The 11,742-nt window shown below is 66.8% G+C and carries 10 protein-coding genes; 1 reads left to right on the forward strand and 9 read right to left on the reverse strand.

What is annotated here, in order from left to right; genetic code table 11:
• Positions 1-230 precede the first annotated feature (230 nt).
• The 7 genes from gcvH to VML93_RS37810 all read right to left on the reverse strand — a co-directional run bounded on the left by gcvH (position 231) and on the right by VML93_RS37810 (position 7,638).
• Positions 231-638 (reverse strand): glycine cleavage system protein GcvH, encoded by a 408-nt coding sequence (gcvH, locus tag VML93_RS37780; protein WP_325618878.1) that lies wholly within the window; start codon positions 636-638, stop codon positions 231-233.
• Between the two features lie 27 nt (positions 639-665).
• Positions 666-1,544 carry a DUF881 domain-containing protein gene (locus VML93_RS37785; protein WP_325618880.1) on the reverse strand — a complete coding sequence of 293 codons (879 nt, stop codon included), beginning with the start codon at positions 1,542-1,544 and terminating at the stop codon, positions 666-668.
• 6 nt (positions 1,545-1,550) lie between these two features.
• A complete protein-coding gene (locus tag VML93_RS37790) occupies positions 1,551-1,883 on the reverse strand; it encodes a small basic family protein (RefSeq protein ID WP_325618883.1) in 333 nt (110 codons plus the stop codon).
• Between the two features lie 40 nt (positions 1,884-1,923).
• Positions 1,924-2,850 carry a DUF881 domain-containing protein gene (locus VML93_RS37795; protein ID WP_325618885.1) on the reverse strand — a complete coding sequence of 309 codons (927 nt, stop codon included), beginning with the start codon at positions 2,848-2,850 and terminating at the stop codon, positions 1,924-1,926.
• Entirely contained in the window at positions 2,843-3,475 is a 633-nt protein-coding gene (locus tag VML93_RS37800) for a CDP-alcohol phosphatidyltransferase family protein (protein ID WP_325618887.1), read from the reverse strand. Before VML93_RS37800 ends, VML93_RS37795 begins: the two co-directional genes overlap by 8 nt.
• Before the next feature lie 153 nt (positions 3,476-3,628).
• A complete protein-coding gene (gene secA2 / locus VML93_RS37805) occupies positions 3,629-5,953 on the reverse strand; it encodes an accessory Sec system translocase SecA2 (protein WP_325618889.1) in 2,325 nt (774 codons plus the stop codon).
• Positions 5,954-5,994: 41 nt separating this feature from the next.
• Entirely contained in the window at positions 5,995-7,638 is a 1,644-nt protein-coding gene (locus VML93_RS37810) for an acetolactate synthase (protein ID WP_325618891.1), read from the reverse strand.
• A gap of 71 nt (positions 7,639-7,709) precedes the next feature.
• Here VML93_RS37810 and VML93_RS37815 point away from each other — a divergent pair, with 71 nt between their 5' ends.
• Positions 7,710-9,629: an ABC transporter ATP-binding protein/permease gene (locus VML93_RS37815; protein ID WP_325618893.1), complete on the forward strand. Its 1,920-nt coding sequence runs from the start codon at positions 7,710-7,712 to the stop codon at positions 9,627-9,629.
• A 10-nt stretch (positions 9,630-9,639) separates the two neighbouring features.
• Here the strand turns inward: VML93_RS37815 and VML93_RS37820 are convergent, their stop codons facing one another.
• On the reverse strand, positions 9,640-11,130 hold the full coding sequence (locus VML93_RS37820) for an FAD-binding protein (RefSeq protein ID WP_325618895.1): 1,491 nt from the start codon (positions 11,128-11,130) through the stop codon (positions 9,640-9,642).
• 82 nt (positions 11,131-11,212) lie between these two features.
• Positions 11,213-11,713 carry a VOC family protein gene (locus VML93_RS37825; RefSeq protein WP_325618908.1) on the reverse strand — a complete coding sequence of 167 codons (501 nt, stop codon included), beginning with the start codon at positions 11,711-11,713 and terminating at the stop codon, positions 11,213-11,215.
• Between the last annotated feature and the right edge of the window lie 29 nt (positions 11,714-11,742).

The raw sequence follows: 11,742 nt of genomic DNA on the forward strand, positions 1-11,742 counted from the left end.
CCTTACTGGCTGCTGTGGCGTTGTTTGTCCGGGCCGCTCGGCCGGCTTTCCAATAGGTTGTACCGCTTGGTATTGCCGATTACTGCCTAACTACTACCTTCAAGGCCGTCAAATACTTTCAATTTCTTCAAACCCGTCAATCCGCTATGTCGACCGTACCGTGCAGGGGTCCGGAATGCGGCCTGCACCGCAGGATCGTCGCACGGCGCTGGCTGGCACATTAGCAATCGTCATTCGGTCAGTGTGCCGCGGTAGGCCTCAGGGTCAAGCAGCTCCGCAATGGCCGACTCCAAAGTGGCAGCGTCGGACGCCTGGATGTCCAGTAGCCAGCCGGCGCCGTAGGGGTCGGAGTTCACCAATTGCGGGCTGCTTTCCAGATCGGTGTTGACCGCGGCCACCGTTCCGGACAGCGGCGCATACAGATCCGAGACCGACTTCGTCGACTCCACTTCGCCGAAGGACTCGCCGGCGGTCACCTCGGCGCCCACGTCAGGCAGCTGAACGAAAACGACGTCGCCCAATGCCGATTGGGCGAAGTCGGTGATCCCGACCCGCACGGTGGCTTCCCCGCCGTTGCCGCTGCGGCGAACCCACTCGTGTTCGGCGGTGTAGTGCAGATCGGACGGGATATCGCTCACGGGCAATCCTGTTCTGTTCGGCTCAGCTCACTTGACGGGCTGAGCGTATTGGCGAAGTTTTGGTTGCCGCAAGGTGGTCACGTCCACGCGGTCGGACTGCTGCACAGCCATCCGCGCGCCGACCCGTTTGACGCTGTCCTCGGCGCCGCCGGGGATGTTCATGGCGGCGGCCAGCGTCGGTGGATCGCCAATCGCCAGAATCGAATAGGGCGGCGACAAGGCCTTTCCGTCAATGGTCAACGAGCCGGGAGTACCCACTACCCAGGTATCGACGCCGACCCGGACAGACTTGTGCGGATCGTTGATCTCGATGGCCTCTGCGCCCGCGGCGCGCAGCTCGTTGATGACGTCGAGCATCGTTTCCGGTGCCACTCCGGGACCGAAATCGTCGATCTGGATCGTCACGCCGGGTCCCGTAGCTCCCACGGAGCCGACCAGGATGGACAGGGCGGCCAGTCTGGCCTGGGCGCTTTCGATGGCAGCCTGGTCGGTATTGCCCGACGCCTTCAACTTGTTGAGCGTGTCCTGAAGTTCGGTCACCTCGGTCTCGAGTGTCGCCTCGCGTTGCCGCAACGAATCCAGTAGCACCACCAGATCCGCCGGACGGGCGGTGTCCAGGGAGTCCCCGGACTTGGTCTGGCGGACCTGGGTGACAATCGCGATGCCCAGCACCAGGCAGAGCAGGATCGCCAGCGTTCCGAACACCAGGCGGGTGCGGCTGCCGCGCAGCAGTCCGGACGGTCCCTGCCGATGTACCCGCCCGATTTCGGGCCGCGGAGTGTCCGCAGGGAGTTCGTGGCGACCGTGGGGAGCGGCTGCCGGGGCGTCGCTGGTCTTGTCGGCATCACTGGTCTTGTCGACAGCGCCTTCCGGGGTGTCCTGGGATTCCGGGGGTTGCTCGCTCATCGTCGGTTATGCCCCGAACAACCGGCGCCGCAGTGCGGCGGCATTGCCGAAGATCCGGATGCCCAGCACGACGATGATCGCGGTGGACAACTGGGTGCCAACCCCCAGTTGGTCGCCGACGTAGACGATCAGCGCGGCCACCAAGACGTTGAAGACGAACGACACCACGAAGACCTTGGGGTCGAAGATCCGCTCGAGGTAGGCACGCAGCCCGCCGAACACCGCGTCCAGTGCGGCGACCACCGCGATCGGCAAGTAGGGCTGCACGACTTCGGGCACCGCGGGGTGGAAGAACAAGCCCAGCACGATGCCGATCGCAAGCGCCGCGATACCGATCATGCCGATCGGGTTCTCGTCTTACGGATCTTCAGGACTTCTCTCACTTGGGCCCAATCTGTTTGGCGAACTTGACATCCCGGAACGCTCCGGCAGGCAGCGAAAGACGGTCGGAGGCGTTCACGCTCACGCCGACGCCGTAGGAAGACTCCAGCAGCCTAAGCCGGTGCAGACCGGGACTGTTTTCGAAGACGTCCCGCATCGCATGCGGCGGCCCGACGGCGACGATCGCATACGGGCTGCTGGTGGGATTGTTGTCGACCAGGATCGCTCCCCCGGCCTGCCGGATGGTCACGTTGGGGCCGATCCGGGCGCCACCGACCGAAATGGCCTCGGCACCGCTGGCCCACAACGAGTTGACGACCAGCTGCAGGTCGCGGTCCAGAATGATTTGCCGGCTGCCCCTGATCCGTTGCTTGGACACGTCGGAAAGATTCGGGCCCACACCGGGATCGGTGATCGTCACCGTCAGCCCGGGACCGTTGACCGCTGTGCTGGCAGCAGCCAGGCTCAGCGCGTCCAGGTTGTTCAGCAGCCGCTGACCCGCGGCGTTGTGTGCTAGCGCGAGCCGCTGCACGTCGTCGACCTGAGCCGCGAGCGCGCTGCGCCGTTGGGCCAATTTGGCTCCCGCGGCCTGCGTTGCACGAACGCTTGTCGCCAACAGTTGCTGAGCGGTCCGCACGCCGGGCGCAACCGAGCGGGCCTGCGCCACCGCGGCGGCGAACACCGTGGCGACCAGCATCGCCGCCAGCGCCTGCCAGAACCAGCCGAATACGCGTGCTCGCCAACTGGGCGGGCCCTCCGAGCGGCTGCGTTTGGCGGCTGCGGCCGCGTAGCCGGGATCCAGATGTTCAGACAGCAGGGCGCGCAGCAGCGAAGGCACCGGGATGAGTTTGGGCCGCGCCGCAGCGTGGGCGCTGCGACCGGCGTTGGGGTCATAGCCGCCGAGCAGCCGGTCAGGTTCAGACATGCTTACCCGCTTTTCGGTCCGCCGGTTGGTCGGTCCGGTCCTTGACCTTGGGCATCCGGCGCATCACCAGCGCCGTCTGCACCATATACAGGACGAACGCCCACAGGTACAGGTACAGACCCCAGCCCAAAAAGCCCCAGCCCACCGCACCTACCACCCGGCTCCACAGCTCGTCGTGCCACTGCCCCAGCAAAACCAGCGGAAAGCCCGACATCAGGGCGAAAGTCGCTGCCTTGCCGACATAAGACACCGGCAGCGCCGAGAGCCCGCGGCTCCGCAGCAACGGCAGCGTCGCGGCCAGCAGCACATCGCGGGTCAGCAGCACGATGACGAACCACCACGGCACCATGCCCGCCACTGCCATCGTCACCGGGACGGCCACCATGTACAGGCGGTCGACCGCCGGGTCCAATAGAGCGCCCAACCGCGAGGACTGGTTCAGCAGCCGGGCGATCTTGCCGTCGGCCCAGTCGGAGATTCCGCTGAACATCAGAATCGCTACCGCCCAGCCGTTGGCGTGCTTCACCAGCAGGAGGTAGATGAACACCGGGATGAGCACCAGCCGGATGATGCTCAGCACGTTGGGTACCGTCAGCACTCGATCGCGCGCGGGAACGGGCTCCATGAGCCGTGACCTTAGCCCGGTGACGATGCGGTCCGCACCGCGGACCGTTGAGGAGGCGGGCAATCAGGCACAGCCCACCCTCGAGCGTGAAGCTGGCCGCACGCTCGAGCCCGAGCGTGAAGCTGGCCGCACGTTCGGCGGGCTCGCGCCGGTCTAGCGGAACACTCCGGGCAGGCTCAGCGTGGACAGCGTGTCGTCGGACAGGGGGTTGTCGTTGACCATGTACGTCCATGTCGAGGTCGGCCGCGCCAGCTTGGACAGATCCAGCCCCGGCTCGTCTTCGAGAACGTTCGCCGTTTCGAACGTCTGCTGAGCCGCCTCGATCGCGTCTGCGGCCAGCGAAGCGAACGCGTCGACCGCCATCCGGTGAAACTCGTCCAGCGGGTTCTGGCGGCCCAGCGCGCGCAGATGGATGCTCTCGCGGATGTCGGCCAGGTACGCCAGGTGATCGGCCCAGCCGCGGTCGAGGTGATACAGCATGATCAGCCGGCAGATCTTCTCGAGGCGCTCCTCGGACAGGTCTTCGGACAGCTCCTCATACCGGTCGGGCGCCAGGTCCTCGAGTTCTTCACGCGCAGTGTCAGTGCGCAGCAACGTGTTTCGTCGTTCCACGATGATCGCGCGTTGCTGGGCGATCAACTGGTTATAGCGCCAGGTGTTGGCGTGCACGTCCAGCAGCCGGCCCTCCGCGACGCGTTGGGCGTGGTCGAGCAGGCCGTTGGTCTTGGGGCTGAGAATGCGGCCGTCCTCGTCGGTGTTGGTGGGCAGCTTGTTGCTGTCCAGGTTGGCCGCGACGACGTCGTCTTCCCAACTCGAGAAGAACACCGACGACCCCGGGTCGCCCTGACGACCGGCCCGGCCGCGTAGCTGGTTGTCCAGCCGCTCGGTGTGGTGCCGGCCGGTGCCGACCACGTGCAGCCCGCCGAGTTCGGCAACCCTGTCGTGGTCGGACTCGTCGGACCCGCCGAGCCGGATATCGGTGCCCCGCCCGGCCATCTGCGTCGACACCGTGACCGCCTCGAATTTTCCTGCCTCGGCGATGACCTGCGCCTCCTCGGCGTCGTTCTTCGCGTTGAGGACCACGGCGGGAACGCCGCGGCGCAGCAACCGCTCGTGCAGCTCTTCGGATTCGGCGACGTCGCGGGTGCCGACCAGCATCGGCTGCCCGGTTTCGTGCACCTCGGCGATGTGGTCGATGATCGCGTCGTTCTTGGCGGCGGCGGTGATGTACACCCGGTCGGTCTCGTCCTCGCGGATGTTCGGGGTGTTCGGCGGTATCGGCGAGACGCCGAGCTTGTAGAACTGGCGCAGTTGCTCACCGGCGGCCAAGGCGGTGCCGGTCATACCGCAGACGGTTTCGTAACGGTTGATCAGTGCCTGCACGGTGATGGTGTCGAGCACCTCGCCGGTCTCGGTGGTCTCGATGCCCTCCTTGGCCTCGACGGCGGCCTGCAGGCCGTCCGGCCAGCGCTGTAGCTGGGCGATGCGGCCCCGCGACGAGTTGATCAGGTGCACGGCGTCGTCGCGGACGATGTAGTGCACGTCGCGTTGCAGCAGCACGTGCGCGTGCAGTGCGACGTTGATCTCGGTCAGCGTGGTCCCGACGTGCTCCTCGGAATACAGGTCGATGTCACCGAGCGCCTTCTCGACTTTGCGGGCGCCGGTCTCGGTCAAGTGGACGTTGCGGCTGTCGGAGTCGGTGTCGTAATCGGAGTCCGCGGAGAGCTCACCAACCAGCTTGATGATCTCTAGCCGCGGCGTCTCGCGGTGGGTGGTGCCGGCCAGAACCAGGGGCACCAGCGCCTCGTCGACCAGCACCGAGTCGGCTTCGTCGATAAGCGCCACATCCGGGTTCGGCGACACCAGGTCGTCGACATCGGTCACCAGCTGATCGCGCAGCACGTCGAAGCCGATCTCGTTGACGGAGGCGTAGGTGACATCGCAGCCGTAGGCGGCCCGGCGCTCCTCGCTCGTCGACTCGGCGGTGATCCAGCCGACCGTCAGACCCAACGCCTCGATCAACGGGCCCATCCACTCGGCGTCGCGGTGGGCCAGGTAGTCGTTGATGGTCACGACGTGCACATGCCGCCCGCCCAGGGCGTAGCCCGCAGCCGCGATCGCCCCGGCCAGGGTTTTCCCCTCACCGGTGGCCATCTCGATCACGTCGCCGGCGAGCATTCGCAGCGCCCCGAGCAGCTGCACGTCGAATGGCCGCAGAGTTGTCGTCCGCTCGGCCGCCTCCCGGGCGATCGCCAGGAACTGCGGGATGTCCTCGGATTCCGCGAGGTCGTCGAGGTCCAGCAGCCCAGCCGCCTTGAGCAGTTGCGCGTCTTTGAGGTCGGCGGCTTCCTCGTCGTACTCCGCGGAGGCGGTGACCTCGGCGAGGGAACGGTTCTGGTTCTTTTCCGTACTGGCGCCGAGCAGTCGCCAGAATCGGCTGCTGACTCGGCCGCCTTGGGCGCGGGTGGTCTTTGGCACAGGTCAACGGTACGCGAGGGCTATGAGGGCGGGAGGCGCGCTCAGGCCAGGTTCGACCGGCGTGGGTAGGCGACGCTGGGGTCGGTGAGCACATTGACGACGGCGGGCTGGCCGCTGGCGAATGCGCGCTCCAGCGCCGGGCGGAGTTCGGCGGGCGCAGCCACCAGCTCACCATGGCCACCCAGGGCGCGCACCACCTCGTCGTAGCGGGTGCCGGGGCGCAACTCGGCGACCACCGAGTAGCCGTACAACGCCTCCATCGGGTGCTTTTCCAGGGCCCAGATGCCGTTGTTGCCGATCACCGACACAACCGGCACGTTGTGCCGGACCAGGGTGTCCCACTCCATGCCGCTGAACCCGAAGGCGCCGTCGCCCTGCAGCAGCACCACCTGCCGCTCGGGCCGGGCGAGTTTGGCGGCCAGGGCGTAACCGGGGCCCGAACCAAGGCAGCCGAAGGGCCCGCTGTCCAGCCAGCAGCCCGGCAGATAGCTGTCGATCACCCGGCCGGCATAGGACCCGAAATCTCCGGCGTCGATGACCACGACGGCGTCGCGGTCCAGCATCGGCGCCAGCTCGGCGTACACCCGCATCGGATGCAGCGGGATCCGGTCGTCGGCCAGTTCGGCCTTCTCGAGGTCACGCGCCGTGGTCTCAACCGTGCGCAGCTCGCCGATCCAATCCTGGTGGTTGCTTGCGCCTCCGGCGGCCAGCGCCGAGAGGATCGCCGTCAGGTCGCCGTACAGGCCGGCCGCAATCTGCCGCGGGTGCTCACGGGCGGGTTCGACGCGGTCCAGCACGACGAGCTGGGTTTGCGACCCGAAGACCTTCCCGAAGCCCAGCCGGAAATCCATCGGCACGCCGACGATCAGCGCCACGTCGGCCTCGCCCAACGCTTTCGCACGCGCGCGCGAGAAGGCCAGTGGGTGGTCGGCGGCGGCGACGCCGCGGGCCATCCCGTTCATCAGCACCGGGATCTGCCGCTCCTCGGCCAGCCGCAGCAGCGCCGCCTCCGCGTGCCCCCACCACACGTTGGTTCCCGCCATGATCACCGGCTTCTGCGCGGCCGAAAGCAGAGCGGCGGCACGGTCCAGAGCGTCACCATCCGGGGTGGGCGCCGGGGCCAGGTCGCTGAGCGCGCCGGAGCGGGCATCGTCCTGCGCCATCGAAAAGACGTGGTCCATCGGGAAGTCGACGAACCCCACACCCGACGGCGCGGTGAGCGCCGCGCGCAATGCCTCGTCGACGAGCCGGCCCGCGGCCTCTGCCGAGTCCGCGGTCGCGGCGAAGCGGGTCAGCGGCGCCACGAACGGAACGTGGTCGATCTCCTGCAGCGAGCCCATCCCCCAGCGCAGCGCCGGAGCCCGGCCGCCGAGCACCACCAGCGGCGACTGGTTCTGCTGCGCGGCGGCCATCGCGCTCATGCCGTTGGTGACGCCGGGGCCTGCGGTGAGCGCGGCCACCCCGGGCACCCGGGTCACCTTCGACCAGCCCTCGGCGGCGAAGGCCGCGGTTTGTTCGTGGCGGGTGTCGATCAGGCGGATGCCCTCGTCGCGGCAGCCGTCGTAAATGGAGAACAGGTGGCCGCCGGACAGGGTGAACATCGTGTCGATACCGTTGGCCCGCAGTCGGCGGGCCACAAGCCGGCCGGCGTGCACGGTTTGGCTGGGTGGAGCGTCGGTGCTCATGCGGGCAGCCTATCCGCCGGCCCTCGGGTACCTTCGCGGGCAAGTATCCGGTAATCAAGGAGACGTCGAAGTTGGAGCTGAAGCCGTTCAAGACGTCCATCGACTGGTCGGCGGCGACCATCGATTCCGCTCGCTGGCTTGCCATCGCGTGGCTGATCAGCGCCGTCTGCGTGGTGGTCGTCTTGGTCGCGCTGAGGTACTCGACCGTGTGGGGTCGGCAGTTTTGGCGGATCACCGGTGGCTACTTCACCGGCGCCCATTCGATCCGCGTCTGGGGGCTGCTCGGTGTGTTGTTGCTTCTGGTCCTGTTCAGTGTGCGTCTCGACGTCTTGTTCAGCTACTACCACAACGACATGTACACATCTCTGCAAACAGCATTCCAGGGCAGCGCTTTGGGCAATGACAAAGTCAAAAGGTCTGGGATCCATGGCTTTTGGTTGTCGCTTTTTCACTACGCCGTGCTGGCCGCCATATACATCGGCCAGATAGTCGTCGACATCTACCTGGCGCAGCGATTCATCATCGCTTGGCGCATCTGGCTGACCGGCCACCTCACCGACGACTGGCTGGACGGCAGGGCGTACTACCGGGACCTGTTCATCGAAGAGCCCATCGACAACCCCGACCAGCGTATCCAGCAGGACATCGACGTCTTCACCACCGGGAAGGACGGCACCACCAACGTCCCGTCCAACGGGTCCCGGGACATCCTGCTGTTCGGCGGTGTCCACGGGGTCGTGTCAGTGATCTCGTTCGCCGCGATCCTATGGAACCTCTCCGGGCGCCTGGACATCGCCGGTGTCGGGGTGCCACGCGCGATGTTCTGGATCGCCCTGGTCTACGTGTTGATCGCGACCGCCATCGCATTCTGGCTCGGGCGCCCCCTGATTTGGCTCAGCTTCAGCAACGAGAAGCTCAACGCCGCGTTCCGGTACGCGTTGGTGCGGCTGCGCGACGCCGCGGAGGCGGTGGGCTTCTACCGTGGCGAGCGAGTCGAGCGAGCCCAGCTATGGCGGCGCTTCACGCCGATCATCGACAACTACCGCAGATTCGTCCGCCGAACCATCGCGTTCAAGGCCTGGAACTGGTCGATGAGCCAGGCAATTGCCCCGTTGCCGTGGGCGGTCCAGGCGCCGCGGCTGTTCGCGAACCAGATCACCTTCGGCGACGTCGGCCAGACGGCGACCGCGTTTGGCAACATTCAGAGTTCACTGTCGTTCTTCCGGGAAAACTACGACAAATTTGCGGCGTACCGGGCTTCGATCATTCGATTACACGGTCTGGTGGACGCGAACGAGAAGGGCCGCGCGCTGCCGGCGATCCTGGTCAAGCCCAGCCGCGACGTGCCCGTCGAGCTCGCCGATATCGAGGTCCGCACGCCGGCTGGGGACTCCTTGATAGACCCGCTCGACGTGCAATTGGAAAGCGGCGCGTCGCTGGTGATCATTGGGCAGTCCGGGTCAGGGAAGACGACGCTGCTGCGCAGCCTGGCCGAATTGTGGCCGTATGCCTCGGGCACCCTGTGCCGCCCGGACGGGGAAAACGAGACGATGTTCCTCTCCCAGCTGCCGTATGTGCCGCTGGGCACGCTGCGCACCGTGATCTGCTACCCCAACTCACCGGGCGACATCCCCGACGACAGATTGCGGGAGACGCTGACGAAGGTCGCGCTTGCGCCGCAGTGCGAGCGGCTGGACGAAGAGCGCGACTGGGCCAAGGTCCTCTCCCCGGGAGAGCAGCAACGGATCGCTTTCGCCCGCATCCTGCTCACCAAACCCAAGGCGGTCTTCCTCGACGAAAGCACTTCGGCGCTAGACGAAGGCTTGGAATACGCGCTCTACCAAATGCTTCGGAGCGAGCTACCGGACTGCGTCGTGGTCAGCGTCAGCCATCGGCGGGCCGTCGAATTGCTGCACGAGCAGCAGCTGGAGTTGCTGGGCGGCGGCCAATGGCGGCTGGGCCCGGTGGAGAAGGAGCCGGCGCCGGTATAGCCGGCGCCGGTCAGCGCGCCGCGGCGTGCGCTCCGGCGCGGCGGCCGAAGAACGACCCCTCACCCAGTTGGGTGCCGCTGGCATATCCCTTGCCGTCCTGGGCGATATTGGACGCGCACGCCCCGACCGCGTACAACCCCGGGACGACGGTGCCGTCGGCGCGGCGCACCTCGCCGTCGACGGTGACGGTCAGGCCGCCGATGGTGAATCCCGAATACATCGCCCGCCCGAGCGACATGTCAAATACCGCCCAAGGGCCATTGTCTTGCGGCGCAATGTATTCCGGCTGCTTGTGGAACTCTGGGTCCTCGCCCTTGGCCGCGAATTCGTTGTAGCGGTCCAGCGTCGCGGCGAGGTTGCCGGCCGGGATGCCCAGCGCCTCCTCCAATTCCGCGATCGTCTCGTACCCGTCGAGGAAGCGGATCAACGGCATGGCGGGCATCTCGGTGTGTGCTTCGTCGACGATCAGGTAGGCGGTCTGGTCCGGTTGTTCGAGCACGAACGCCGAGGTGCGCGAGTGGTAGGAGTCCTCGGCGACGAAGCGCTTGCCCTCCTTGTTGACGATCACACCGGTCAGCAGAACTTCCGGCGGATAGGCCGCCGCGGTGATGAACAACTCGTCCATGTCCCGGGTGGCTCCGCCCGCCGAGACACCCATCCGGATGCCCAGCCCGTCGTCGTGCGGGTTGCCCAGGATGTAGGGCGCCACCAGCCCGTGGTGCTTGGTGCGCCGCGGCTGACCCAGGGCGGGAGTATGCTCGGCGACCATCTCGGGATTCATGGCGAAACCGCCGGCCGCGATGATGACCGCTTTGGCCTTGACCGCGCCCGTTTCGGTGAAGTGCTTCCAGGCGACGCCGACCACCGCGCCGTCGTCGTCGACGATCAGGTTGGTCGCGCCGGTCTCGTAGCGCATCTGCACGCCCACCGCGTCGGCGCGTTTGACCAGCAGGTCGATCACCATCGCCGCGCCGCCCAGCTCGCCGGGGACCGGCACGGAATGCCCGCGCGGCGCCGGCTTGGCCTGCTCGCAAAACGGCCACACCTTTTCGTTGCCGGTGTAGCTGAGGCCCTCGGTGCCCGCCGGGACGACGACTTTGCCAGGAACGTAACTGCGCTCGAACTGGAAACCCAGGTCCTCCAGCCAATTGAAGTGCTCGACGCTGCCGTCGCAGTAGGCGCGAATCTTGTCGCGGTCGGGCTCCCGCGACACCGCGACCAGGTACTTGTACATCTCCTCGGGCGAGTCGGGTTGGCCCGTCGCCTCCTGGACCGCCGTCCCGCCACCCAGGTAGAAGTGGCCGCCGGCCATCGAGGTGGTGCCGCCGGCCGCCGCAGCGCGCTCGAGCACCAGCACCCGCGCGCCGGCCCCTAATTTCTCAGCGGCGCTGACCGCCGCGCAGCCGCCGCCGATCCCGAAACCGATCACCACCACGTCGACGTCGTCCGACCAGGACGTCACTGTGTCCGCTTTGACCGTCGCCGGTATCTCGGTGCTCACTGGCGCCACTCCTCCTCATCGCTGCGTCCCCCTCGCCGCTGCGCGGCTGGGGGTGCCCCCACTGCGTCGTCGCAGGCGCGGCTCACCGCTGCTCCTGTTTGATGTACTCGTAGAACGCTCTCATCTCTGGTGAGACGTAGGCGATTTCGATGTAGGGGACGCCGGCCTGAGGCGCTGAGATGTAGGCGAATTGGATGCCGCCGGGCATCACGCCCTGCTGGACAACCGGGGCGCCCTGCGCAGCCGCTTCGGCAAGCGCCGCGTCGAACTGCTCCGGGGATTCGGCCTCCATGCAGATGTGGTGCAAACCCGGCCCATGATCCCGCAGAAAGTCACTATAGATGTTCTCTCCGCGGACCGGCGAGAGCAGCTCCAACTGCATGTCTCCGAGATAGCTCAGCGAGACGCTCGCGACGAAGTCGGCGGGCTTGCCGAGGTAGCTGCAGCTGTCCGGAGCAAAATGCACGTCCGGGATGCGCACCCACTTCCGTACGCCTAACAAGCCGGTGAGGGCCGTTTCGGTGGCGTCCAGGTCGGCGGTTACCCAGGCGATCTGTGTCGGCGATTGAACGGGAAGGTTCATCGTCTCGCAGGATAGCCCAGCCCGCGCGC

It is taken from the genome of Mycobacterium sp. (genome assembly GCF_035499775.1).
Lineage (GTDB): Bacteria > Actinomycetota > Actinomycetes > Mycobacteriales > Mycobacteriaceae > Mycobacterium.